Annotated in this window: 24 protein-coding genes; 1 reads left to right on the plus strand and 23 read right to left on the minus strand. The window is 53.1% G+C overall.

What is annotated here, in order from left to right:
• Positions 1 to 31 precede the first annotated feature (31 nt).
• The 8 genes from PXG97_RS00150 to PXG97_RS00185 all read right to left on the minus strand — a co-directional run bounded on the left by PXG97_RS00150 (position 32) and on the right by PXG97_RS00185 (position 5,978).
• The gene (locus tag PXG97_RS00150; RefSeq protein ID WP_276495681.1) at positions 32 to 448 is read right to left on the minus strand and encodes a PaaI family thioesterase; all 417 of its coding nucleotides are present in this window, start codon (positions 446 to 448) and stop codon (positions 32 to 34) included.
• A 99-nt stretch (positions 449 to 547) separates the two neighbouring features.
• Positions 548 to 1,072, minus strand: coding sequence for a hypothetical protein (locus PXG97_RS00155; RefSeq protein ID WP_276495682.1), 525 nt, complete (start codon positions 1,070 to 1,072; stop codon positions 548 to 550).
• An 83-nt stretch (positions 1,073 to 1,155) separates the two neighbouring features.
• Positions 1,156 to 1,539, minus strand: coding sequence for a DUF3037 domain-containing protein (locus PXG97_RS00160; protein ID WP_276495683.1), 384 nt, complete (start codon positions 1,537 to 1,539; stop codon positions 1,156 to 1,158).
• Positions 1,517 to 2,317: a HipA family kinase gene (locus tag PXG97_RS00165; RefSeq protein ID WP_276496873.1), complete on the minus strand. Its 801-nt coding sequence runs from the start codon at positions 2,315 to 2,317 to the stop codon at positions 1,517 to 1,519. The genes PXG97_RS00160 and PXG97_RS00165 overlap by 23 nt, the downstream gene beginning before the upstream one ends.
• Positions 2,307 to 2,801 (minus strand): GNAT family N-acetyltransferase, encoded by a 495-nt coding sequence (locus PXG97_RS00170; RefSeq protein WP_276495684.1) that lies wholly within the window; start codon positions 2,799 to 2,801, stop codon positions 2,307 to 2,309. Before PXG97_RS00170 ends, PXG97_RS00165 begins: the two co-directional genes overlap by 11 nt.
• Before the next feature lie 94 nt (positions 2,802 to 2,895).
• A complete protein-coding gene (locus PXG97_RS00175) occupies positions 2,896 to 4,290 on the minus strand; it encodes an MATE family efflux transporter (protein ID WP_276495685.1) in 1,395 nt (464 codons plus the stop codon).
• A 37-nt stretch (positions 4,291 to 4,327) separates the two neighbouring features.
• Positions 4,328 to 5,251 (minus strand): hypothetical protein, encoded by a 924-nt coding sequence (locus tag PXG97_RS00180; RefSeq protein WP_276495686.1) that lies wholly within the window; start codon positions 5,249 to 5,251, stop codon positions 4,328 to 4,330.
• Positions 5,252 to 5,528: 277 nt separating this feature from the next.
• Entirely contained in the window at positions 5,529 to 5,978 is a 450-nt protein-coding gene (locus tag PXG97_RS00185) for a NanQ anomerase/TabA/YiaL family protein (protein WP_276495687.1), read from the minus strand.
• Positions 5,979 to 6,178: 200 nt separating this feature from the next.
• Between PXG97_RS00185 and PXG97_RS00190 the strand changes: the two genes are divergently transcribed.
• On the plus strand, positions 6,179 to 8,575 hold the full coding sequence (locus tag PXG97_RS00190) for an endonuclease MutS2 (protein ID WP_276495688.1): 2,397 nt from the start codon (positions 6,179 to 6,181) through the stop codon (positions 8,573 to 8,575).
• A 54-nt stretch (positions 8,576 to 8,629) separates the two neighbouring features.
• Here the strand turns inward: PXG97_RS00190 and PXG97_RS00195 are convergent, their stop codons facing one another.
• The 15 genes from PXG97_RS00195 to PXG97_RS00265 form a co-directional block, all read right to left on the minus strand.
• Positions 8,630 to 9,043 carry a hypothetical protein gene (locus tag PXG97_RS00195; RefSeq protein WP_276495689.1) on the minus strand — a complete coding sequence of 138 codons (414 nt, stop codon included), beginning with the start codon at positions 9,041 to 9,043 and terminating at the stop codon, positions 8,630 to 8,632.
• A 140-nt stretch (positions 9,044 to 9,183) separates the two neighbouring features.
• A complete protein-coding gene (locus PXG97_RS00200; protein ID WP_276495690.1) occupies positions 9,184 to 9,627 on the minus strand; it encodes a hypothetical protein in 444 nt (147 codons plus the stop codon).
• Positions 9,628 to 9,881: 254 nt separating this feature from the next.
• A complete protein-coding gene (gene lepB / locus PXG97_RS00205) occupies positions 9,882 to 10,988 on the minus strand; it encodes a signal peptidase I (RefSeq protein WP_276495691.1) in 1,107 nt (368 codons plus the stop codon).
• Between the two features lie 15 nt (positions 10,989 to 11,003).
• Entirely contained in the window at positions 11,004 to 11,720 is a 717-nt protein-coding gene (gene dapB, locus PXG97_RS00210; protein ID WP_276495692.1) for a 4-hydroxy-tetrahydrodipicolinate reductase, read from the minus strand.
• Positions 11,717 to 12,391: a DUF5683 domain-containing protein gene (locus tag PXG97_RS00215; RefSeq protein WP_276495693.1), complete on the minus strand. Its 675-nt coding sequence runs from the start codon at positions 12,389 to 12,391 to the stop codon at positions 11,717 to 11,719. The genes dapB and PXG97_RS00215 overlap by 4 nt, the downstream gene beginning before the upstream one ends.
• A gap of 5 nt (positions 12,392 to 12,396) precedes the next feature.
• Positions 12,397 to 13,311 carry a ParB/RepB/Spo0J family partition protein gene (locus tag PXG97_RS00220; protein WP_276495694.1) on the minus strand — a complete coding sequence of 305 codons (915 nt, stop codon included), beginning with the start codon at positions 13,309 to 13,311 and terminating at the stop codon, positions 12,397 to 12,399.
• Between the two features lie 18 nt (positions 13,312 to 13,329).
• Positions 13,330 to 14,109 (minus strand): ParA family protein, encoded by a 780-nt coding sequence (locus PXG97_RS00225; RefSeq protein ID WP_276495695.1) that lies wholly within the window; start codon positions 14,107 to 14,109, stop codon positions 13,330 to 13,332.
• A 7-nt stretch (positions 14,110 to 14,116) separates the two neighbouring features.
• The gene (locus PXG97_RS00230; protein WP_276495696.1) at positions 14,117 to 14,797 is read right to left on the minus strand and encodes a metal-dependent hydrolase; all 681 of its coding nucleotides are present in this window, start codon (positions 14,795 to 14,797) and stop codon (positions 14,117 to 14,119) included.
• A 398-nt stretch (positions 14,798 to 15,195) separates the two neighbouring features.
• Positions 15,196 to 16,008 carry a YsnF/AvaK domain-containing protein gene (locus PXG97_RS00235; RefSeq protein WP_276495697.1) on the minus strand — a complete coding sequence of 271 codons (813 nt, stop codon included), beginning with the start codon at positions 16,006 to 16,008 and terminating at the stop codon, positions 15,196 to 15,198.
• 47 nt (positions 16,009 to 16,055) lie between these two features.
• Positions 16,056 to 16,559 (minus strand): YsnF/AvaK domain-containing protein, encoded by a 504-nt coding sequence (locus tag PXG97_RS00240; protein ID WP_276495698.1) that lies wholly within the window; start codon positions 16,557 to 16,559, stop codon positions 16,056 to 16,058.
• 257 nt (positions 16,560 to 16,816) lie between these two features.
• Complete coding sequence (locus PXG97_RS00245; RefSeq protein ID WP_276495699.1) at positions 16,817 to 18,478, minus strand: beta-N-acetylhexosaminidase; 1,662 nt, start codon at positions 18,476 to 18,478, stop codon at positions 16,817 to 16,819.
• Between the two features lie 68 nt (positions 18,479 to 18,546).
• Positions 18,547 to 19,044, minus strand: coding sequence for a DUF6438 domain-containing protein (locus PXG97_RS00250; protein WP_276495700.1), 498 nt, complete (start codon positions 19,042 to 19,044; stop codon positions 18,547 to 18,549).
• A gap of 7 nt (positions 19,045 to 19,051) precedes the next feature.
• The gene (locus PXG97_RS00255) at positions 19,052 to 19,648 is read right to left on the minus strand and encodes a hypothetical protein (protein WP_276495701.1); all 597 of its coding nucleotides are present in this window, start codon (positions 19,646 to 19,648) and stop codon (positions 19,052 to 19,054) included.
• Between the two features lie 145 nt (positions 19,649 to 19,793).
• Positions 19,794 to 21,629: a membrane protein insertase YidC gene (gene yidC / locus PXG97_RS00260; protein ID WP_276495702.1), complete on the minus strand. Its 1,836-nt coding sequence runs from the start codon at positions 21,627 to 21,629 to the stop codon at positions 19,794 to 19,796.
• Between the two features lie 31 nt (positions 21,630 to 21,660).
• The gene (locus PXG97_RS00265) at positions 21,661 to 23,274 is read right to left on the minus strand and encodes a CTP synthase (RefSeq protein ID WP_276495703.1); all 1,614 of its coding nucleotides are present in this window, start codon (positions 23,272 to 23,274) and stop codon (positions 21,661 to 21,663) included.
• Positions 23,275 to 23,558: the final 284 nt, after the last annotated feature.

The following is a 23,558-nucleotide window of genomic DNA, read 5'->3' on the forward strand; positions in this document are numbered from 1 at the left end:
CGGGGTGGGGGTAAGCCTTAGGTGCTGCAGCTCAAGTATTACTACTTGTGGAAGGTATGGAGTAGGTTCCAACGGCATGGGCTACAGGTTCTGCCATGCCTTCGGAATAAATGGTAACCTCGCCCACGGCCAGCCGCTTGCCCAATTTCAGCAGGCGGCACTCCCCAATAATGTCACTATCCGCTGACGGCTTCCGCAGAAAGTTCATACTGAGGTTAGTGGTAACGGTGAGCGGCTCCAGGCCAATCTCCCCTAGTATCGCCACATAAAGCGCCACGTCCGCCACAGCCATCAGCACCGGGCCGGACACAGTGCCTCCAGGCCTTAGCTCATTTATACCGATCTTGTGCCGCACCGTGGCTGCCATAGGCGCAACCTCCTCCACAGTTACCTTGGTCTGCGGAAACTCCCTGGCCAGGAAGTCCGCTAGCTCTTTCTTCAGGCTCATATCATCTAAGGTTTCTCATACTTGCAAAAAAGCCCCACCCAGTATTGGTTTATACTAGTTTTAACCAAACAGGGTGGGACCGTAAAGCAACTCGTGCCTCTAGTAATTGTTATAGTAGCGCGGCACAAGCATGTCTGAAGTGCTCAGGTACTCAAACGGATTCTTCTCGCTCCAGCCGATGTAATCCAAGGTTACCTCTTGCTTGTTGTTGATGTAGAAACGGAACTCCCACACCAGCTTGCTGCCCTCGTGGTAGGTGATGTAGGTGTGGCGGAAGTACCTGTCGCTGCCAGGCAGGTACGCCTCCTCAATCAGGTCGTAGCCGCCCATGTCGCCATACACACCGTTGGGCGGGCTCATGCTGATGATCTCCATTTTGCCCTTGTAATCGTTTTTGTTCTTGATACGGGTGGAGGAGTCCCAGCTTTTGCCCAGGCTCTCGACCATAAAATCAGCGATCTTGTCGTGGCGCTCGTTCTTCAAGTCGGCAAAAATGGTGGTGGCCATATTTTTTGCCTCCTGAATTTTAGCCGCCGATGGCCTTTTGGTAAGGTCGGCCTTTTGCGCAAGGGAGGTGGTGACGGTGGCCAGGAACAGCAATGCAAATAGTAAAGTTGATCTCATAAATAAAGGTTAAGGGAACGATATAAGTGCCTCAGCAGAAACAGTCTGATTCGGTCTTGTTAAAGTTAACATGATTCACGATGCTATAAAACGAGTTGCTGCATCAGCCTTTCCAAGGTCTCCTGCGGGTTGCGGCACAGGCCAGGGTGCACCGGTGATGTCTGCACGATGGTGCTGCGGTTGGCCGTAAGCCAGCGGAAGCGAGAGGCCGTGCCCAGCTGCCCGATGGGCCCGCCTTCTTTCCGGCCGGCGCACACTTTCTCGAATGCTCCTAACCGCTGCTGCAGTTCTTCCATGTCAATGGCAGGGCAGAGGGCGCGCAGGCGGTTTTCATCCAGTACAAACTTTGTCTGCAGAAAGCCCTGCGATGCACAGAGAAGTATAACGCCCACATTCAGAAACTCCTCCCGTTCCACCCGCGGCACCACCCGGATGACGGCGTATTCAAATAAGTGCTTTTCTGGCATGTTGCGCTCCTTTGACAAAGGTTTCAGAATGGGCGAGACGTGTCTCTAAAAACGTGGCGTAGGCTTGCCGGTGCTCCTCGGCCGTGGCAAACGGCGACTCTGCCTCCAGGAGCCAGGCATCCGGAATGGCGGCAAGTATAGCGCGTATCACCTCCGGGGTAAGTATAGTGCGGAACGCCTCGTCCACGGCGTCCAGCTCGGTGGCCAGCGGCAGCAGCACGTGGTCTTTTACCTGCGGGAATGGCCGCTTTGCCTGCTCTTCCCAGTTACTCCAGGAGTGATGGAAGTATAAGGCGGCGCCATGGTCTATAAGCCACAGTTCCTTCTTCCACATGAGCAGGTTGGTGTTGCGGGCGGTGCGGTCCACGTTCAGCACCAGGCTATCGAGCCACACAATTTGCGAGGCCAGCCGAGCGTCGAGCGTCGTCACGACAGGGTCGAAGGTGATGGCGCCCGAGAGGTAGTGCAGCGCCAGGTTTAGCCCCTCGCTGGCGCGCAGCAGGTCCTGTATCTCCTCATCCGGCTCTGTTCTTCCAAAGGCTTCATCGAGGGTGGCAAAAACAATCTCCGGAAGCTTAAAGCCTAGGGCGCGGGCAATCTCACCCACCAACAGCTCGGCGATCAGCACTTTGATACCCTGGCCGGCACCCCGAAACTTGAGCACGTACATGAACTCGTCATCGGCCTCCACAATGGCAGGTAACGAGCCGCCTTCCCGCAGCGGCGTCACGTAGCGTGTTACCTCCACGGTCCTTATATCTGGTGGATTATACTTCATCATTTCTTTCTTTTGATGCCTTTGCGGTATACGCGGTAAGGGTTTTCTGCATACATACACTGTTTTCGACACGGGCATACTGCCCGTAGTTGGCGATGGTGCCGTAGCCGCTTTTCTGGTAGAGCCGTATGGCCTCCGGCTGTTTTACACCTGTTTCCAGGATGCAGGCAGCAAACCCCAGCTCCCTTGCCCAATGCTCCAACTCCTGCAACACCTGGCCGGCAATGCCTCTACCGCGGTGCTGTTCCCGCACAAACATACGCTTTACCTCCGCAGTATCCGGTTCGTATTCCTTAATGGCGCCACAACCCACGGCCTTTCCATCAAGGTATGCCACCACAACATGCCGGATCTTGTCGAGCTTGTTATATTGGGCATAAAAGGCGTGCTCGTCGCCATCCCGGCGCTGCAGGTCCTGGTCGAGTAGGGCCACCAGCTCCCGGAAGTCGGGGTTATCTGAATCGGTGCGGAGAAGGTTGATCATATTTGGCTACGCTGCTTATACTTTGGATAGGCAAGTATAAGCAGAAATGTGTAAAATGCCGCCAAACCCCAAGGCTGCAGGGTGTAAAGCACGGTTATACGCTCACCTTTTTCCAGGTGCCCCGCCGGAAGAGGCGCCAGCTTACCAGGGCATGGAAGGAGTGGCAAAAAGCGATGGCGATAAACACACCTGTGGAGGCAAAGCCCAAATGCATGGCCAGCAGGTACGCCAACGGAATCTCGATCAGCCACAGCACCACGATGTTGATGAGGGCAGGGGTGCGGGTGTCGCCGGCGCCATTAAAGGCCTGCACCATCACCATGCCCAGCCCAAAGAAGATATAGCCCAGCGTGATGATCCGGAGCGCTTCCGCAGTAATGCCAATCACCTCCGGGTCGTCTGTGAATAAGCGCGACAGCTGCTCGCCAAAGACCAGGTAAACGACCGTGACGGACGCCATAAACACCATGTTGTAGCGGGCCGTAAGCCACACCGCCAGCTCGGCGCGCTTTGCCTTTAGCGCACCTAAATTCTGCCCCACCAGCGTAGCGGCCGCCGACGATAAGCCCCAGGCAGGCAGCAGGGTAAAAATGATGACCCGGAACGCAATGGTGTAGGCGGCCAGTGCATTGCTTCCGAATTCAGCGATGATGCGGGTAAGGAAGATCCAACTGGCGGAGTCGATGAGGTATTGCCCCATGCCCCCGGAGGATAATTTCAGGATGCGGTAGATCACGGAGAGGCTTACCACCAGGTTATCCTTTGTGATCTTTAGGATGTTCCTGCCATTAAACAGGTGGTAGAGCTGATATACCACGCCCAGGCTTCTGCCAATGGAGGTGGCCCAGGCGGCGCCCGCCAGCCCCAGCCCCTCCCAGTTGCCGATGCCGAAGATCAGGAGCGGGTCCAGGATGATGTTGGCGCCATTGGCAAGCCAGAGCGCCCGCATGGCCAGGTGCGGCTGCCCTGCCCCGCGGAAGGCACCGTTGATCAGGAAGAGAAGGATTATGGCCACATTCCCGGCGAAAATGATCTGGGCGTAGCTTAGCCCTTCGTTGATGACCTCCGGTGCGGCGCCCATCAGGGTCAATGTTTCTTCCGCAAAGTAGGTGGCCACGCCACCCATCAGCAGCGAAAGCACCACGCCCGTCACGATCAGCTGAAAAGTAATGCTACCAGCCTCGCGGAAATTCTTCTCGCCAACCCGCCGCGACACCATGGCCGTTGCCGCAATGCTGATGCCCATGCCCACCGAGTAGATGATCATCAGGATAGACTCAGTCAGCCCCACGGTGGCCAGTGCGTTGGCGCCCAGCCGGCCCACAAAGAAAATGTCCACCACCGCGAACAGCGACTCCATCAGCATCTCCAGGATCATGGGGATAGCCAGCAGGATTACGCTGTGCCTGATACCCAGGGTGGTATAATCCTGCTCCTTGCCCTTCACGGCAGACCAGACGAGCTGCATAAAGTTCTGAAAGTTAGCCATAGGAGCACGGGTTGTCTTTATAAACTATCGGATGGCCTTACGGTTTGAGGCGGTACTCATCCACAAAGTGGCTGCTGAGCCTGTACGACACGCCTACCTCTGCCATGACACCGGTAGCTTGCTTCAGGTTAAAGATAACCGGCCGGAGTGCCGCATGGATGTTGAGGTAATGGTTCGTGATAGAGGGGGTGCCATAGTTGATACTTGGCTTGTCTTTGCCCAACTTGACAAGATAACTCAGCACTAGGCCCGGGCTGAACCCCTCCAGTTGTACCCAGTCCTTATCTTCGTTTTCCAGTTTGGGTGTCACGTTTTGTATCGCGTAGGCGAGCTCCACCTGCGCCTTAAATTCGGTACGGTCTTTTACAGCAAAGGCCTTGTTCGCGGCAAGGCCTAAGAGCAGCGTTGGAGGTGCGCTGTTTTGCTCTCTGCTGGAGCTAATGGGGTAGCTCTGTTTTAGCTTGTTGCCGTAGAAGCTCATCACCATGCCGCCGCCAATGCCTTTTTTCCCGGTGTACATCAGGTCCACCTTCATGCCGCCGCCTGGGTGTAGGTACTCTCCTGGCTTGCCAAGGAAAGCGTTGCCCGTCAGCCCAAGAAGCACATCTAACCTTTGGCCGGACTTGTGGATGTATTCAAAATCTTCGTAGGTCGGCTCTTTATACTTTGTTCGAAAGATGCCCTGGTGCTGTATGCTTACCTCCTTTGTCTCATACTTGGGCAACTGGAACTGGAGAAAGTACAGAGCGCTTTCCTTTACGCCATTCACCGTACGAGGATAAAACATGGGCACGCTGGTGGCGGCCTGCTGCAGGCTGTCCAGGATGGCTGCATCGTCTATACCCTTCACATCTTCCAGTACAGGCGTCCCGTCTACATCAATAAAGAATATGAGCTCGATTTCCTTCTCCTGGAGCAGTTCCTGCTGCTCTTTTGAGAAGTTGATTTTGTAGAAGGGCAAAGCAACTTTACCGATTCCTTCTATAGGCTCAGGACCAAAAACAACATTCTCGGTTTGGCCATAACCATGTAATGCACCTAAGCAAAGCGCCAGCGCAACGATTGCAGACTTAAACATCTAATAACTACTAAGCTTAACTTGAGATTGGAGCGCGAAGCTAAGCAGTATTTTTAGAATTTTTAGGTACTATTTCGCTTTAATGAGCAACCGGTTAGGAAGCGAGAACTAAAGTAAGCCTTGGCTTCACCTGCAGATCCCTGATAAGCCTCTACACTACCTACAGCACTGCGATCTTCAGCACCACTTTCCGCACCACCTCTTCTGTTACCATGGCAGCGTGGGCATCATCGGGATAGAAGATCGTGAAGGATCCTGTTGGAACATGGAACCAGTTGTCCGTCTTGTCGGGAAAGAAGGCGGCATCCCGCTCTTCGGTATAGGGGTCGTTTGGTTCGCTGCACAGCGCCAGGTCTTTCCAGCCCATGTGGTCTGTGCCGGAGATGATGTACTGGATATCGATATACTTGCGGTGTACCTCCAGCTTCGCCTCCTGCTTTGTAATCCCTTTGCCTTCCGAAACGATCGCAAGCAGCTGCTTCCCGTTTAGCTCATGCACACCCGTTGGCTCGTTAAGCAGGTCAGTCTCCTGCAGGTAGCGGAAGGCTTGCTCGAAGAGCGGGTGTAGGCAAGTGTAGCGCGTGGCGTTGGTTAGTTTGTCTAGAATCATGTTGAATGTGTTAAGTACAAAAGGGTTACAGGTGGTGTGGACAAGCTATGCTTTCAGGATTTGCCGGCATAAAAAGCGCCAAAAGAAAGTGAATTCTGATCCTTTCCACAGCTGCTACATATATTGAACAAAACGAACAAAACTGCCCTGCATACTTGTTATAGATATTGCTAATTTTGCAGTAAATTAAACCATAAGCATTGATCTACCCAGAAAACTTTGAAATAAAAATCGGCTTTGCACAAGTGCGCGAAATGCTCCTGGACCTATGTCTGAGCCCGCTGGGACGCAACTTTGTAAACCGCATGCAATTCCTGAACCGCCACGACCTGGTAGAGAGGCTGTTGCAACAGACAGACGAATTTAAACAATTGCTGGAGTCGGACGCTGAGATTCCGCTTCAGCACTATTATGACCCGACCACCTCTCTTGACCGTGCGGCCATTGAAGGCACCTACCTGGACGTGACGCAGTTTTTCGAGATCAAGATGTCGTTGCGCACGATCCGTGACTCGCTTCGCTTTATTTCGGAGGCGGAGGAAGGGAAGTACGAGGCACTGAAAGAATTAGGTGCCAACGTGAGCGTAGAGCGCTCGCTGCTGGCTGCTTTGGATAAAGTGGTAGACGACGCCGGCGCCGTCCGCGACGATGCCACTCCGGAGCTGCAGCGCCTGAAGCGGGAGCTGATCGCCCAGCAGGCGGTACTCCGGAAAACGATCAGCTCTATCTTGCGCCACGCCAAAAAAGAAGGTTGGACACCGTCAGACGTGGAGCCAACTATACGTGGCGGCCGCCTGGTGATACCGGTTATCGCCGAGCACAAGCGCCGCATCAAAGGCCTGATCCATGATGAGTCGAACACGGGCCAAACGGTGTACATCGAACCAGAGTCTATTTTTGAGCTTAACAACGACATCAAGGACCTGGAGAATGCGTACCATCGCGAGCTGATCCGTATCCTGATGGGGCTGACGAACACTTTGCGCCACCACATACCGGAGCTTCGCAAAGCTTACCAATACCTGGGGCTGCTGGATTTTATCCGTGCCAAGGCGGCGTTTGCCCGCCGCATAGAGGCCAGCAAGCCGACGCTGCACAAATACCCTCTCATTAACTGGAAGCAGGCTTTCCACCCGCTGCTGTACCTGGCGCACAAGCAGGCAAATAAGCCTACGGTGCCTATGGACCTGGAGCTGAACCGGGAGCAGCGCATCCTGCTTATCTCGGGGCCCAATGCCGGCGGTAAGTCTGTCAGCTTGAAAACTGTGGGCCTGGTGCAGTACATGCTGCAGTGCGGTTTGCTGATTCCGGCCGCGGATGGCTCTGAAGCCGGTATCTTCCATGATATCTTTATTGATATTGGGGATGAGCAGTCGATAGAGAACGACCTGAGTACGTATAGCTCGCACCTGACCAACATGAAGAAGTTTGTTACGGTGGCCGATAAGCGGAGCCTGGTGCTGATAGACGAGTTCGGCACCGGTACGGAGCCTATACTAGGTGGGGCCATTGCCGAGGCGGTGCTGCAGAACCTGAACGACAGCCATGTGTATGGCGTCATCACGACGCACTATACGAACCTGAAGAACTATGCCGAGCGCACACCGGGTATTGTGAACGGTGCCATGCGATACGACCATAAGCACCTGCAGCCGCTATACCAGCTGGAGATCGGTAAGCCAGGTTCATCCTTTGCTATAGAGATCGCGCAGAAAATCGGTCTGCCTAAGCATATTATCGACAGGGCCAGCAAGCTGGTGGGTAAGGATAAGATTCGCTACGACCGTCTGCTGGAAGAGCTGGAGACGGAGAAGCAGGAGCTGGAGAAGAAGACACGTGAGGCGGCCAAGCTGGAAGAGAAACTAAAGCGCCAGGTAAAGGATTATAGCGACCTGAAGAACTTCCTGGAAGATAGCAAGCAGGAGATTATGCGTGAGGCCAAAGGCAAAGCCAAGCTGCTTCTGAAGGATGCAAACCAGAAGATCGAATCCACGATCCAGCAGATCAAGCAGAGCCAGGCCGAGAAAGAGAAAACGAAGGAGGCCAGACGCGAGCTGGAGGAGTTTGCACAGGAGGTGCGTAAAGAGGAGCCCCGCCCGGCGCACAAGCGCATTGCCAACGGAAGTATAAAAGAAGGCGATAACGTGGCGCTGGTAGGGCAGGACTCGATCGGGCAGGTGGTAAGTATAAAAGGTAAAACCGCGGAAGTGCTTTTCGGAGGTCTCAAGACCATTGTGAAGGTAAACAACCTGGAGCGGGTAGAGGGGCAGGTGGCCAAGCAGAAAAAAGCTAAAGCAGAAAGCAACGTTGGTGGCTACAGCCGTGGCATGAACATGACGCAACGCATGGCTGACTTTACCAGTACGCTCGATATCCGCGGCGAGTATGCCGAGAATGCCCTCACGAAAGTGATGAACTTTACCGACGAGGCGCTGATGCTCGGTATTCCGGAGATCAAGATCATACACGGCCGCGGCAACGGGGTGCTGCGCCAGGTGGTGCGCGATTACCTGTACTCAGTTCCGGAGGTGGCCAGCCTGGGTAACGAAGCCGAGGAACGTGGCGGCGACGGCGCTACCCTGGCTGTGCTGAAGTAAGCATGTGTTAGTCGAAACAGCGAAGGCTCCCGAAATTTGGGAGCCTTCGCTGTTTTACTGCCTCGTAAACCTGTATTCGATTCCGCCCTGCAGGTACCATAGCTCGTTCTCCTCCAACTTTGAGATAACTACGGTATACTCATTTCGTGTTCCTTCATCGAATATGATGACCCTTTCATCGTTGCCATATTCCCAGGTTCCATCTACTAATGGGGCACCAGCATATTGGTCCGAGTAAGTGCCGTCTCTATTAAATAGGGAGGTGTATTGCAAAATATCCATCCCCGTTTGTTCTTCATACTCGGCTGAAACGTCTTGACCTAGATAATAGACCGCATTACCAGTCCATTCGCCATTTGTTAGCAGCGATACGTTCGGCGATACATCGTCGTCATCGTCTTTGCAGCTCGTGAAGGCTACCATACACATGGCCGCAAATATTAAATTCAGGAGTTTAAATTTGTGCATAGAGATATACATAAGTATTTTCTTGTTATAAGTATAAATGGCTGAAAGGTTTACGCCTGCTACGATAAAAGATGCGTTTCAGAAACAGCAAAGGCTCCTATAGGTAGGAGCCTTTGCTGTTTCTGATATGAGGAAGAACTTTATCGTTTCAATCGGATCTCTCCTTCAATTGTCATGAAGCCTTCTTCGTCAACCGGAAGATCACCTTCTAAGTACAAATCAGAGGGAGTAAGCTTGTTTACCGTATAGGTGTTTTCATCTTCTGTCCCTTCATCAAGCACAATGGTTTTCTCACTACTGCCAAATTGCCAATCACCAGAAGATATGGTATTTCCGTCAAACTTTATGGTGTAAGAGCCGTCTTTCGCGAAGTTGAACTTTGCACTGCTTATGTCACTTTCAAGAAGCGCTTCTACTTGCGTGGTGACGTTAACGCCCCCGGAGTAAACCTGGTTACCAGTCCATTCACCTCCGGTGAGCATTTCAGTTTTTGATAAATCCTGGTCATCATCTTTATCACAGCTAACCAGTGTCAGCAGGGAAAGGGAGGCGAAGAAAAGCGTAAGGAGTTTAAGTTTGTTCATAAATAAAAAGGTTTTAATATTTAGATGTTGCAAATATATAGGCTCATGTATACTTGCAATGAGAGTTGCACTGTATTTTCTTCTGTGTTATCTATAAAAATGAGATTTAGCAATATAGGGTGAGTTTTTATTGGACTAAAAGCTGGGGCAGGAGACGCAGGGTAAGCGAGGCTATCCAAGCACAGGAAGTATAAAATAACAAAGCCAGCCCTTGAGAGGCTGGCTTTGTTATTTTATACTTCCTGTGAAAGCGTTTAGTCGATGATGTTGAAGAGGCGGTTCCAGCGAACCTTGCTGAACATGCTGCCTTCCGGATTGGTCGACATCCAGATCATCACGGCCTTTCCTACAATGTGGTCTGCCGGTACAAAGCCCCAGTAGCGCGAGTCGAGGGAATTATGGCGGTTGTCGCCCATCATAAAGTAGTAGTTCTGCTTAAAGGTATACTCCTTCACCTCCTGCCCGTCAAGGTAGAGCTTGCCATCACGCACTTCCGCGTTTTCGTTGTGCTCATACTCCAGGATCACACGCTCATAAAACGGCAAGGACTCCGGTGTAATAGCCACCGTGGCGCCTTCCTGTGGTATATAGATGGGACCGTAGAAGTCCTTGTTCCACTTATACTTGCTTGGCACGTGCGGGAAAACGCCAGCTTCAGCCTCACCTGCGGTGCCTTTGTACATGATCACCTCCTTAATGAAGTCCAGCTTGGAGATTTCCTCGGCCATTGCAGGGGTTATGTCTATCACATACCCGTTGTCAAACATCTGCACCTCGCTTAGCCTGATGTCGCGGTCCTGGAAGAACTTGTCGGAAAGCTGCATGGTGGGAATAACCACGTACTTAAACTGCATCTCTTCCGGGTTCTCAATGGCCTGGCCATCGATTAGCACCTGTGCGTCCCGGATCTCCAGCGAGTCGCCGGGCATGCCAATGGCTCGCTTGATGTAGTTGGTGCGCAGGTCAGCGGGGTGCTCATCCTCTGGCGGATAGTTAAAAACCACCACGTCATTGCGCTTTACTTCGGAAAAGCCCGGCAGGCGGTAAGAAGGCAGCTGTATGGCATCGGAGTAGGAGGGGATGTTGGTTCCCCAGATGGTCTGGTGCGTGAGCGGCACCTGCAGCGGCGTCATGGGGGTGCGCGGGCCATAATGCAATTTGCTCACAAAGAGGAAGTCGCCGACCAGCAAGGACTTCTCCATGGATGGGGTAGGAATCGTGTAAGCCTCGAAAGTAGCCCAGCGGATAAGGCTGGCGGCAATTACGGCGAAAAGAATGGCATCGCCCCACTCGCGGGCAAAACTTTTCTTTTTCTTAGGCTCCTTCGTCTCGGGCTTCTTTTCCCAAAATTTTACGTTCATCTGCTAAGCTATGGGTTACAGGTTCAGCATGTCCTTCATGCCGTACACACCTTGGCGGCCTTGCAGCCACGAGGCGGCCATCACGGCGCCATCTGCAAAACCGGCACGGGTGTGGGCAATGTGTCCTAACTCAAGGGTATCCACTTCGGAGGCATAGGTAACAATATGTGTGCCTACTACCTCTGGCTCTCGCTCCGAAGCGATGTTTAATTTAGTTTTTTCTTCGGGATTATCGCTAACCCAGCCGCTTAAATCTTTATAGCTGGCCAGTATACCTTCGGCCGTTGTGATGCCTGTGCCGCTTGGCTTGTCTACCTTCTGCAGGTGGTGCACCTCGCGTATGGCCACACCATACTCATGGTAGTCCTTCATTTTACTGGCGATGTACTCGTTAAAATGGAAGAACAGGTTCACGCCCACGCTAAAGTTGGAGGCGTAAAAGAAAGCCCCATTATTTTCAGCGCAGAGCGCTTTGGCTTCCTCATACTTGTCCAGCCAGCCGGTAGAGCCGGACACAACCGGGATGCCGTTTTTCAGGCAATAGGTGATGTTGCCGAAGGCGGAGTCGGGGTGCGTGAACTCTATGGCTACGTCGGTGTTGGCAGCCGTATAGTTTTGTAGTTCGTGGGCGTTGCTGTGGGTGATTTTGCCGACGATCTGGTGGCCTTTGGCCATGGCTGTCTGCTCAATGGTTTTGCCCATTTTGCCGTAGCCTATCAAAAGAATTCTCATTTGCTGAAACGTGTGAATAGTGTTAGAGACACGCCGGGGGTATAGCTGCCTGGTTGTGACTGGAGATGCATCAGATTTGGCTGCACGCGCAGTGCCAGTTCTTCCCCCACGTCAAACTCCTTCAGGTGGGCATGCACATAGGCCTCTGCGATCTGCAAGGCATAGGCTGCCGCAGAAAGAATTACCGTCAGGTCGCGGTTGCGGCGGTAATAATCGCGGCGGTAGCGCAGGTTGCTCTCGGCATCCCGGCCGTACTGCACATTTAAAGAAGGGTAGTCTGGGTTATTGGCATACTTGTCTACCGTACTGGGGTCACCGTCTGTTCGCTGCAGCAGGGCCTTCCGGTAATCCTGGTAGTTGTTGTTGTTGTCGATGAAGAAGTAGGTTAGCACAGCGCCAGTGCCGTACACGATCGGCAGCTTCCAGTAAGATTTGTTATAAATCTGCCCTGCGCCGGGAAGTACCGCCGCGAAGAGAGCGGCTTTGGCTGGTCTGTCCCACGTGCTCAAAAAGAAACCTTTGCGTTCAGCTGCGGCGGTATCGGCAACGGGAGTAAGCGGCACACGCACCGAGTCGGGGCCAGCGGTTATGACCTGCCCCTGGGTTTGTACCGGGGCAAAGTATAAGACCATGCCCACAAGCCATGCCGCCGCGCTCACTTTCAGCTTCATTCGCCTTAGTAGTTTAGTATTTCCAGGATACGGTTTAATTCATCCACCGACACAAACGGGATTTTGATCTCGCCCTTGCCATCGTTGTTGGCCTTTACCTGTATCTTGGTGCCGAACTGAGAGGTAAGCTTGCTCTCCACTGTTTTCAGCTCCTCCTCATACTTGTTGAACTGCAGTTTTTGTTGCGCATCCGGCTTTTTCTTCGCGTTCTGCAGGTTGCGCACCAGCTCCTCCACCTTCCGCACCGACAGCTCCTTGGCCACCACCTCCTTGAACACATCCAGCTGCTGCTCAATAGTGTCGATGTTGATGAGGGCGCGGGCATGCCCCATGCTGATCACGTTGTCGCGCAGGGCGATCTGGATATCCGGTGGGAGCTTGAGCAGGCGCAGGTAGTTGGTAACGGTCGTGCGCTTTTTGCCCACGCGGTCGCCTAGTTCCTCCTGCTTCAGGCTGCACTCTGTGAGCAGGCGCTGGTAGGAGAGGGCGATCTCGATGGCATTCAGGTTCTCGCGCTGAATGTTCTCGATCAGGGCCATCTCCAGCATCTGCTGGTCGTCTGCCTTGCGGATGTAGGCAGGTATAACGGTAAGGCCGGCAATCTTGGAGGCCTGGTAGCGGCGCTCACCCGATATCAACTGGTAGCTGTTCGGGCCCAGCTGCCTTACCGTGATGGGCTGAATGATGCCCTGTACTTTAATAGACTCTGCCAACTCTTCCAGCGCCGCCTGGTCAAAATGGGTGCGGGGCTGGTAAGGGTTGGTCTGTATGTGGTCAATGGCTATGTCTGCGATGGTATTAACGTCGTTTGTAGTGGATGACTCAGTTTTGCCGGTATACTTGTTGCCCTCCAGAAGAGAGCCAAGGCCGCGGCCGAGGCCGCCTTTACGTTTCGCTGCAGAATTCTTGTTATCAGACATGTACTCTCGTAATTGTTGTTAAGCCAGCGCTACGCTGTTCTTCTCTGCAATCTCGCGCGCCAGGTTCAGGTAGCTCAGGGCACCTTTGCTGTCGGCGTCGTGCAGCAGGGCAGGAATGCCAAAGCTCGGAGACTCGCTCAGCTTCACGTTACGCGGAATGATGGTGTCGAACACCATTTGCTGGAAGTGCGTCTTCACCTCTTCCACCACCTGGTTGCTCAGGCGCAGGCGCACGTCATACATGGTCAGCAGGATTCCCTCAATGGCCAACTCCGTGTTCAGGCGCGACTGGATGATCTTGATCGTGTTCAGGAGCTTGCCCAGGCCTTCGAGTGCAAAATACTCGCACTGCACCGGGATCACCACGGAATCGGCGGCGGTAAGGGAGTTCACTGTGATCAGGCCCAGCGAAGGGGAGCAGTCGATGATAATGTAATCATACTTCTGCTTCAGGTCCTTCAGCGCCTCGCGCATCTTCTCCTCGCGGTTAGGCATGTTGATCATCTCCACCTCGGCACCAACCAGGTCGATGTGCGAGGGGATCAGGTCCAGAAACTCAATGTTAGGCGACTGCAGCACGATCTCCTCAGCCTTCACGTCCTCTACCATGCACTCGTAAATGCTGCTGGTAATAGTGGCCGGGTCAAACCCCAGGCCGGAGGTAGCATTTGCCTGCGGGTCGGCATCCACCAAAAGCGTTTTATATTCCAGGGCTGCCAGGCTTGCTGCAAGGTTAATGGCCGTAGTGGTTTTGCCTACGCCACCTTTCTGGTTGGCAACCGCAATAATTTTTCCCATGCTATACTTATAGTTCAATAGTTTGACCTATCTCCATTAAAATAAGTTCCTTATCTGCCATCTGCGCCACTTCCAAAACCTCCTCCTTGTCGATCTTAATGTAAGGGAAGGTGTCAAAGTGCATTCCAATCACCTTGTCTACCTGCACAAAGTCGGCGGCTATCATGGCATCGTGGATGTCCATGGTGAAGTTATCGCCAATCGGCAGCAAGGCAAAATCCACATCGAACTGCTCCGGTATCAGCTTCATGTCGTAGGTCAGGGCTGTGTCTCCGGCATAATAGAACGTCGTGTCCTCTGTCTCCACCACGAATCCTGCGGCAGTTCCGCCATACGAGCCATCGGGCAGGGAACTGGAATGAACAGCGTTCACCATCTTCACTGTGCCGAAAGGCAGTGTAACCTTACCGCCAGTGTTCATCGGGTGCAGGTTCTCCATACCTTTGGCGCCATACCATTGTACGATCTCGAAGTTAGCCACAATGTTGCTGTTGTTATTCCGTGCAATCTGCTCCGCGTCGTGCACGTGGTCCTGGTGCCCGTGCGAAAGCAGGATATAGTCAGCTTTGATATCGTCTACGTTGATGCTGGATGCTAACTCGTTAGGGGAGATGAAGGGGTCGAACAACACGCGACTCTCTCCGATTTCGAATAAAAAGCAAGACTGGCCGTAGTACGTTATTTTCATAATTTTATCAGAATTAGCTTTTCTATAGCTATGCAAGATAATTTAAACTTCTACAAAGATACACTTTTCTGGCCACTTTTATCGGAACGTTCCACGGCAGTTATCCTTTATTTATCCACATTACTGTAGGTTTTTTATTCGTGTTAATGCCGTGTTTTGGCTATTCCTTTTTTGCCTCAGGCAGGGCAGGAAAGAAAGGCATGAGTAGGGGCGGAGTTTGTAGTTGCTGCTTTACAGGTAACGCATAATCATGATGCTTAGTATAGGCTAGCGTTTGCGCTAGAAGGGGCAAGTTTCCGCCTCTAAATCTTTGTCGGAGGCTAAAGTAAAGATGTAAAATAAAGGCGCTAACTATTTATAGTTAGCGCCTTTATGTTTGCTGTCTAAAGAATCAAAGTCTAGGGTCGATCGGTGTCCTTGTCAGGCTGTGTTGGGTTTGGCCGCTCGTTTCGCGGGTTCAGTTTATCTACCTCTACATCCTGCTTGCGCACCTTGTCCTGGATTTTCTCTGTGTGCTCAGTGGTTTCCTTGTTTAGCCTTACTTCCTCCACTACGCGTGCTTCCTTGTTCACCATAGGGATCTCAGCATGCTCGGTCATGGTCTTCTCACCATCCTTGAAGGTCTGCAGGTCACGCTCATTGGCAGGGCGGTTCACTGGCCTACGTTCCACATTTACATGTTCCTCCCGCAGGCGCAGGTTTTCCTCTACCGGGCGCTCAATAATGCGGCTGCGTATTCTCACGCCGCCGGTCTCTACCTCGCGCTTGCCAACATTCAGGTTTTCCTCTACCACAGGAATGGAGGCCTTAGAGTCTGTCCAGTTACCTTTGCTGGAGGAGGCCATGCCGCGTTGCTGGCTTGCACGCTCGTTCACGTCTATGGCACCAGCCTTGTCCAGAATCTGGCAAACTTTACGGGATTCTTCCTCTGAGGTAGTGTGCACTGTCACTACAGAGCCATTGCGTGCTGCCTCAGAATACATCGCCGACTCGTTACGGTTTCCTAAAAGTGAATTGAAAAAATTGCCTACGCGGCTATCGTTGTCTCTATCTGCTGTGGGCTGCGGTGTGTGGCCGCCTGATTTGTCTCGGGCACCATGCACGGCCACGTCGATTTTATTGCTTGGGATACCTGCTTTCTCTAGTTGCTGCGCAGCCATTTGGGCGTCTACGCCATAGTCGAATATTCCTACTACTGTTTGTTGTTTCATAGTTTATAAAATTTATTTAGTGTGAAAAATAAAGGCAAACCTAGCGTTTAGGCCTGCTTGGAGTTGTTTGGGTGTGGTTTCACCCGCTCAATCGTCACCTCCTCCTTGCGGAGCGGCATCTTTTCTGTGCGGTGAGTTTCCACCTGCTTCTTCGTCACGTGTAGCTCCTCTACCAGCACTAGTTTCTTTTGCACTACCACTTCTTCTTTCAGCACGGAGATGATCATTTTATCGCCCTCGTAGCGCACTGGGGGCGGGGCTTCCTCCACAATCTTATTCATGGCCACCCGTTCCACCTCCACCTCTTCATGCATCGCCGGGATGTCTACGTCTTTCAACTCTTCGTGCACCCGCTTGGAGATGTGCACTTTGGCTGTTTCCACCTCTTTTTTCCCGATCTGCACCTGTTCCTCTATCACCGGAATAGTTCCTCCTTCGCGCTGGGCCAAGGGCTCGTGAGGAGTCCCCACTCCGGCAGCAGAGCTGGTGTTACGGTAGTGCTGCTCAAATTCTGATTTTAGTACTTTATCTTCTGATTTAGCTTTTTTCATAGTTTATAACCATATTAGAATATAGTTTTTCCGATGGAGATTTCGTCTCTCATCCCTAGTAAGTCCTACGGCGTACCCACGGAGTAGTTAGTTTTTTCCCGCTTTTACGGAACATAGCCAAGCTATCGGCAGGGTGAGTATTGTTGGCGAACCTGGCTTAAACTATTGCGAACGGCCACTGATCAGTGGTGGGCAGCATTTCAGGGCAGTGCATAAAAAAGCCGGAGTTGCTGCTCCGGCTCTTTTCTTCTTGCTGGTTATTGGGCCAGCTCTTTTTTGCTGTCTGTGGTCCAGTCCTCATACTTCTTAAAGTAGGCTGCTCCCCAGCGCTCATACCTTGGAATGATATTTTTCTTCAGCCTGCGCTTAAAGTTCTCGTAATCCTTCTGCTGCGGGTCAGACCACAGTACCTCGCTGAGGGCCGTCATCCTCGGGAAGACCATGTACTCTACTTTGGCGGGCGAGCCTATGTACTCAGTCCATACATTGGCCTGTGCCCCCATGATGTACCGGCTCTCCGGTTTGCCCTGAAGCTCGTCCGGCATAGGATTGAAGTTGTACACGGCATCCAGGGGGTTAAAGCCGTGGATGGCAAGGCTATCGTTCGGGTCCTGCGACTGGTAATGGTCAAAGTACATTGGCTTGCCGGGCGTCATGATCACGTGGTGCCCGCGCAGGGCTGCATTTGCCCCGTTTTTACTGTCGGACCAGTTCATGACGATGGCAGTGGAGTCAAGGTCTCCTTCCAGGATCTCATGCCAGCCAATAACCTTTTTGTTTTTAGCGGACAGGTAATCGGACACCTGCTCGATAAAGTAGGTCTGCAGGCCTTTCTCGTCTTTTAGGTTGTGCGTCTTGATGAACTCCTGTGCCTGAGGGCTGGCTTTCCACCACATCTTGCTGCACTCGTCTCCCCCGATGTGGATGTATGGGGAGGGGAACAGGTCGGCCACTTCCTCAAAAACAGTTTGCAGGAACTGGAAGGTCTCCGGCCTCGGCGCCAGCACGTTGTTCTGGCGGTTGTACATGCCCCAGGTGGTAGCCACGTTCCAGGTGGTGTCGGGGTGTGTGCTAAACTCCGGGTAAGCGGCTATGGTGGCGCGGCTGTGACCGGGTATGTCAATCTCTGGAATGATGTTGATTCCCCGCTGTGCGGCATAGGCAATCACTTCGCGGATTTCATCCTGGGTGTAGTAGCCACCGTAGCGGGTGGAGTCGTAGCGGGCGGGCTCGTCCTTAAAATGGCCGATAAGCGTGGCCTCGCGCCAGGAGCCAACGGTGTTAAGCTTCGGGTAACTCTTGATCTCGATGCGCCAGCCCTGGTCGTCGGTCAGGTGCCAGTGGAAGTTGTTGAACTTGTGGAAGGCCAGGTAATCTATATACTTTTTGATGAACGCCAGTGGGAAGATGTGGCGGCTCACATCCAGGTGCATCCCCCTGTAGGCGTACTGTGGGTAATCTTTTATCTCAACTGCCTCCACGCTTAGCCGGTTTTTCTGCTTTAGGGGCAAGAGCTGCAATAAGGTTTGGATGCCGTACACGATGCCGTTCTTATCGCGTGCCTGTAATTTCACGGTTCCGTTTCCGGAGTGCAGCACATACATCTCAGGGCGGGTGGCTGCCACAGAGTCATGGAGTAGCACGATGCCTTCTGGCAAGGATGTACTGTTCGGTAACGTGCTAAGTGCCAGGTCTAGGCCGGTTTGTGCCTTCAACAAATCCTTTAGGTAGGACGCCTGCTGCACAAAAGTGGCATCGTAGTAAATGTGGCTCTTGCCCGTCAGCTTTACAGGTTTCAGGCGCAACGGTGTTACTTGTTGCGGTTTGGGTACAATGTTGGCTGCGCTTTGTGCCTGGCATGCAACCGAAAAGAAGCCAAGGCAGAGCAGGAGCAGCAGTCGGACAGGGTAGTGCTTCATGTTGGGTAATGATGTTGTAACGCGCAAGTATAAGCAATACTTTTGAGGTGCGCACAGCACCCAATGGGTTATTGCTTCTCCGGCGCCTCTGCCTCCACCAACGGGATGACCAGCTCGTGCAACTGCTTGATGACCTGCTGTAGCTTCTCCGGCCCGCCCTGCTGGTGCTTCACCCGCTTCACCTCCTTGCCTTGCTTATAGAAGGTGAGGTAGGAGGAAGGCAGATCTGTGTAAGGCGATAAATAACTGTTATCTAGCGCAGTATAATCCAGGCCCTGAAGGGTAGCTTCTACTTGCTTTAGCTGCTTCTCCGAGAGCTGCAGGCGGAGCGTGTCCTGCACGGGTACATAGCGGAAGCCCTCGTAAAGCACGGTGCCGTCGCTGTAAAAGGTGGCGTTGTAGGTGGGGCAGGTGCCGTAGCAGGGAGTTTTCTGGAAAAGCAGCAGCTTTTGCGGCGGCCCCTGCCGATGGCTGCTTTGCGCACTGCCAGTGGCGCAGTTGCTTAAGACTGCGGTTCCGAGCAGGGTGATGGCGATCAACAAGTATAAGGGCAGAGGCTGCTGCATGCTTCTTTTAGTTCTGTTCCTGCTCCAGTTTACGAAATTTCCCGCCAATAAACTCATAAGCCTCCGGGGTGCAGCTGTTGCATGCTTCGTAATTCACGGCAGAGTCGGGTGGGTTGATGATGAACAGGCGGCTGTCGGCGCTGTAGCTGGCCCCCATGCTGCTCTGCACTTTGTCCAGTACTTTTCCGGTTTCGCGGTCCACTACAAGATGCTGCTGGCAGCCGGTGCCGCAGCCGATGCTGACCACTGTGTACTTCCTGGCAAAGTTTACCCCTTCCTCTAATCCTTTTCGAAGCATGGTGCGGTAGGTGCGGGCATCGTTATGGCTGCTTTCGTCCAGCGGTGCCAGGTTGCCACGGTACATGTCGCTGACATCATAACTGCCGCTGTTCCTGTACTGTTCGGTAGTAATCAGGTAGCGGTTGTACAGGTCTTTGTCTTTGCTGCTGTCGCTGTAAGGAACCGTTAGCGAGTCCTGGGCCAGGTCTTCGGCCAGCTTCGGGTGTGTGCCAGCCAAGCCCTTTTCCTGCTCTGTGCGCTCCTGGCAGCTTGCCAGCAGCAGCAAGAGCAAGTACGGGGTCAGTCGTTTGATGTGTTTCTTCATATATAGTATACATACGCACGTAAGCCGCCTGAAGTATAAATCACAGGTGTGCAGCACGAATTTTGATAGATGTTGTTGGACAAGGCAGGGGCAAAAAAAAACCTTTCCGGTTTAGGAAAGGCTTTTTTTAGTCGAAGCAAGGGGCTTATTTCTTGGCTTTGTTGCGCTTTTGCTGCTCACGGTCTTGTGCCTGACGCATCGCCTCCTGCATACGCTCTGTAAACGATGGGCCGCCTTTTGCCTTTTTCTCCTTAATCTTGTGCTTGTTGTCCTCCAGCTTGGTCCTGATCTTAGACTCATCCACAAAGTAACGGATAGCAGCCTGCTGGCCGAAGGTCACGATGTTGGACACAAAGTAGTAGAACGAAAGGCCGGCAGGGAAGGAGTTCAGTACGAACATGAAGATCACAGGCATCAGGTAGCTGTAAAACTTCATCGGGCCCTGCATAGAGGTGTTGATCTGGTTGTTAGACCAGGTATAAAGTATGGTGGAAGCCGTCATCAGCAGCGTGAACATACTTACGTGGTCGCCATAGAACGGGATGGTGAACGGCAGGCGCATGAACACGTCGTAAGTTGAGAGGTCATCCGCCCAAAGGAAAGCCTCCTGGCGCAGCTCAATAGAGTTCGGGAAGAAGTTGAACATCGCGAACAGAATAGGGATCTGCAGCAGCATAGGGATACAGCCGCTCAGCGGGTTCACACCCATCTCCTGGTACAGCTTCATGGTCTCCATCTGCGTCTTCTGCATGTCGCCCTCGTTGCGCTCCTTGATGGCGTCAATCTCCGGCTTCAGCACCTTCATCTTCGCCATCGACAAGTATGACTTGTAGGTGAGTGGGAAGAGGATGGTCTTGATGTAGAGCACCAGCAGGATGATGATAATGCCATAGTTGCCGATGAAGTTCTCCAGGAAGTCGAAGGCCGGGATTATCACCCACTTGTTTACATAGGAGAAAATACCCCAGCCCAGGTCCAGGTTCTTGTCGAAATCGTGTCCGATGTGCTTGAGGATCTTGTAATCGTTCGGGCCGAAGTAGAACATGAACTCAGCGCCTTCGCCGCTTACTACCTCCTTGGCAGGTATGAACATCTCAGAAGCCATTGTCTTAACCACGGTAGTGTCAGCCGGGTCTACTGAGGAGGTCATGCGGGCGCCGGAGAACTGGCTGCCGGCGATGATGCCGGCCGTAAAGAAGTTCTGCTTGTTGGCCACCCACTTCACCGGCTCGTCCAGCGACATGGTTTCTTTCTCCTCTGAGATGGAAAGGTGGTCAAACCCTTCCTCCACAGTGGCGAAGTTGATGGTAGACTTTGCTCTGTTCTGCTTCAGGTCGCGCTCCAGCTGCTTCAACCGGTCGTTCCAGGTAAAAATCAGCTGCTCGCCTGCCACCTGTTGCTCCAGGCCCTCAAAAGCCAGCCGGTAGCCCAGCATAAAGTTCTCGTCGTAGAGCGTGTACACCTGGTCGATGTACTGGCCGTTGCCGAGGTTGGCCCGGAAGGAGATGGTCTTGCCGGCCTTGCCATCAGCAGTTACTTCCTTTACCTCCGAGGCGGTGAAGTACAGGTCGGAGAGCTGCACTTTCCGGCCGTCTTTTGTCGTGAAGGCAACGTCGGTGTTGCTGCTCTCGCTATCGAACAGGACAAGTGGCTCGCCCTGGTACGTCTTATAGTTTTTCAGCAGCACTTCCTCCACCTGTCCGCCTTTGGTGTTCAGGCTAACACGGATGTTGCCGTTCTCCAGGATGGTGGTGCTGGCCTGGCCGGTAGCGGCTGCGCCAAACGTGCCCAGCGCTGCTACTCTGCGGGCCTGTGCCACCGAGTCTTCTGTTTCCGGAGCGGCAGGGGCTTGCAGCTGCTCTACTTTGGCTGTTTCCTGCACTGCCTGCTGCGCTGGTTGCTCCGTACTCCCGAAAAAGAACGAGTACGCCAGCAGTAGCACGGCAATCAGTCCAAAGCCAATCGCTTGATTTCTGTCCATTTACTCTTTTGTTGTGTTGTGTGTATTGCGCTTATTTAGATTTAGCATAGTTAATGGCCGCCTTCACGAACTTGACGAAGAGCGGGTGAGGGTTCAACACCGTGCTCTTCAGCTCAGGGTGATACTGCGCTGCCACAAACCATGGGTGGTTCTGCAGCTCAATGATTTCTACCAACCCTGTTTCCGGGTTAATGCCTGTGGCTACCATGCCCGCCTCCTCAAAGGCCTGCAGGTACTTGTTGTTGAACTCGTAACGGTGGCGGTGGCGCTCTGAAATTTTAGCCTTGCCGTAAATAGAATAAGCCCTGGAGCCTTTTTTTAGTTCACAAGTGTAGGCTCCCAGGCGCATGGTGCCGCCCATTTGCGTAATTTGTTTCTGGTCTTCCATCATATCGATGACCGGGTGCGGCGTGTCGGCATCCATTTCAGTAGAGGCGGCACCGTCCAGTTTCAGCACGTTGCGGGCAAACTCCACCGCAGCGCACTGCATGCCCAGGCAGATGCCCAGGAATGGGATGCCTTTTTCCCGAACGAAGCGTATCGCCTCCAGCTTTCCCTTGAAGCCGCGCTCGCCGAAGCCTGGGGCCACCAGCACGGCATCCATGCCTTGCAGCAAGCCTGTCACGTTCTCATCGGAGATGTTCTCAGACTGGAACCACTTGATGTTGACTTTGCACTCGTTGGCAGCGCCAGCATGCACAAATGACTCTATAATAGATTTATACGCATCCGGAAGCTCCACATACTTGCCAACCAGGGCAATATTTACCTCAGAGGTAGGGTTCTTCAGGCGGCCCAGGAATTCTTTCCAGGTATCCAGGTTCGGATCGGCCCGGTGCGGCAGCTTCAGTTTGGCGATCACGCGCTCGTCCAGCTTCTCCTTGCGCATCAGCAAGGGCACGTCATAAATCGTCTCCGCGTCAATCGACTCGATCACTGAGTTCTGCTTCACGTTGCAGAAGAGGGCTATTTTCTTGCGCAGGTCTGCCGGGATAGGGTGCTCTGTGCGGCAAACCAGTATATCAGGCTGCACGCCGGCCTCCGAAAGGTCGCGAACCGAGTGCTGCGTTGGCTTCGTCTTCAGCTCGCCGGCCGCTTTCAGGTAAGGCACCAGCGTCAGGTGCACCACGCACGACTCATGCACGCCCAGCTCCCAGCGCAGCTGGCGCACGGCCTCGATGAACGGCAACGACTCAATATCCCCCACACAGCCACCGATTTCCGTAATCACGATGTCGTACTCCCCGGTCTGGCCCAGCAGCAGCATGCGGCGCTTTATCTCGTCCGTGATGTGCGGCACCACCTGCACCGTCTTGCCCAGGTACGCTCCCTCGCGCTCCTGCGTGATGACGTGGTGGTAAATGCGGCCGGTAGTCACGTTGTTCGCCTGCGATGTAGGCACGTTCAGGAAACGCTCGTAGTGGCCCAGGTCCAGGTCGGTTTCGGCGCCATCCTCGGTTACAAAGCACTCGCCATGCTCGTAAGGGTTCAGCGTGCCCGGGTCAATGTTGATGTAAGGGTCAAATTTTTGGATGGTTACAGAGAAACCCCTTGCCTGCAGCAACTTAGCAAGAGATGCGGATATGATGCCTTTTCCGAGGGAGGAGGTTACCCCGCCAGTAACAAAAATATATTTCGTAGCCATAAGTTAGGTTAAACTTTATGGGCTACAAAGGTACTGGATTTATTTGATTAACCTGACATTTCCGGAACAGTTTACCCCGTGTCATATGGATATCTTTCTTAATATTCAAGTGTGATTTCCATGAAAAAGCAGAAAGTATTCAGAAGTCTTAATGTTTCGGCGTCCGGGCCGCGCTTCACTGCTAACGTACTGCACAGGGGCTCTCCGCCAGCCGGAGGAACATACCTGGCAGTGCAAGAGCGGAAGGCGGCGGCACTAGCTATAAACTATGGCTTAACCGCTTG

This window comes from Pontibacter litorisediminis, assembly GCF_029360645.1.
GTDB classification, from domain to species: Bacteria; Bacteroidota; Bacteroidia; order Cytophagales; family Hymenobacteraceae; genus Pontibacter; species Pontibacter litorisediminis.

What these genes read in the sequence shown, in the direction of transcription:
- yidC (WP_276495702.1), bottom strand. Translation starts at nt 21,629, where the DNA reads ATGGACAGAAATCAAGCGATTGGCTTTGGACTGATTGCCGTGCTACTG.
- PXG97_RS00155 (WP_276495682.1), bottom strand. Translation starts at nt 1,072, where the DNA reads ATGAGATCAACTTTACTATTTGCATTGCTGTTCCTGGCCACCGTCACC.
- PXG97_RS00230 (WP_276495696.1), bottom strand. Translation starts at nt 14,797, where the DNA reads ATGAAAATAACGTACTACGGCCAGTCTTGCTTTTTATTCGAAATCGGA.
- PXG97_RS00150 (WP_276495681.1), bottom strand. Translation starts at nt 448, where the DNA reads ATGAGCCTGAAGAAAGAGCTAGCGGACTTCCTGGCCAGGGAGTTTCCG.
- lepB (WP_276495691.1), bottom strand. Translation starts at nt 10,988, where the DNA reads ATGAACGTAAAATTTTGGGAAAAGAAGCCCGAGACGAAGGAGCCTAAG.
- PXG97_RS00165 (WP_276496873.1), bottom strand. Translation starts at nt 2,317, where the DNA reads ATGAAGTATAATCCACCAGATATAAGGACCGTGGAGGTAACACGCTAC.
- PXG97_RS00170 (WP_276495684.1), bottom strand. Translation starts at nt 2,801, where the DNA reads ATGATCAACCTTCTCCGCACCGATTCAGATAACCCCGACTTCCGGGAG.
- PXG97_RS00185 (WP_276495687.1), bottom strand. Translation starts at nt 5,978, where the DNA reads ATGATTCTAGACAAACTAACCAACGCCACGCGCTACACTTGCCTACAC.
- PXG97_RS00175 (WP_276495685.1), bottom strand. Translation starts at nt 4,290, where the DNA reads ATGGCTAACTTTCAGAACTTTATGCAGCTCGTCTGGTCTGCCGTGAAG.
- PXG97_RS00195 (WP_276495689.1), bottom strand. Translation starts at nt 9,043, where the DNA reads ATGCACAAATTTAAACTCCTGAATTTAATATTTGCGGCCATGTGTATG.
- PXG97_RS00245 (WP_276495699.1), bottom strand. Translation starts at nt 18,478, where the DNA reads ATGAAGCACTACCCTGTCCGACTGCTGCTCCTGCTCTGCCTTGGCTTC.
- PXG97_RS00215 (WP_276495693.1), bottom strand. Translation starts at nt 12,391, where the DNA reads ATGAAGCTGAAAGTGAGCGCGGCGGCATGGCTTGTGGGCATGGTCTTA.
- dapB (WP_276495692.1), bottom strand. Translation starts at nt 11,720, where the DNA reads ATGAGAATTCTTTTGATAGGCTACGGCAAAATGGGCAAAACCATTGAG.
- PXG97_RS00220 (WP_276495694.1), bottom strand. Translation starts at nt 13,311, where the DNA reads ATGTCTGATAACAAGAATTCTGCAGCGAAACGTAAAGGCGGCCTCGGC.
- PXG97_RS00265 (WP_276495703.1), bottom strand. Translation starts at nt 23,274, where the DNA reads ATGGCTACGAAATATATTTTTGTTACTGGCGGGGTAACCTCCTCCCTC.
- PXG97_RS00235 (WP_276495697.1), bottom strand. Translation starts at nt 16,008, where the DNA reads ATGAAACAACAAACAGTAGTAGGAATATTCGACTATGGCGTAGACGCC.
- PXG97_RS00160 (WP_276495683.1), bottom strand. Translation starts at nt 1,539, where the DNA reads ATGCCAGAAAAGCACTTATTTGAATACGCCGTCATCCGGGTGGTGCCG.
- PXG97_RS00255 (WP_276495701.1), bottom strand. Translation starts at nt 19,648, where the DNA reads ATGAAGAAACACATCAAACGACTGACCCCGTACTTGCTCTTGCTGCTG.
- PXG97_RS00225 (WP_276495695.1), bottom strand. Translation starts at nt 14,109, where the DNA reads ATGGGAAAAATTATTGCGGTTGCCAACCAGAAAGGTGGCGTAGGCAAA.
- PXG97_RS00240 (WP_276495698.1), bottom strand. Translation starts at nt 16,559, where the DNA reads ATGAAAAAAGCTAAATCAGAAGATAAAGTACTAAAATCAGAATTTGAG.
- PXG97_RS00200 (WP_276495690.1), bottom strand. Translation starts at nt 9,627, where the DNA reads ATGAACAAACTTAAACTCCTTACGCTTTTCTTCGCCTCCCTTTCCCTG.
- PXG97_RS00250 (WP_276495700.1), bottom strand. Translation starts at nt 19,044, where the DNA reads ATGCAGCAGCCTCTGCCCTTATACTTGTTGATCGCCATCACCCTGCTC.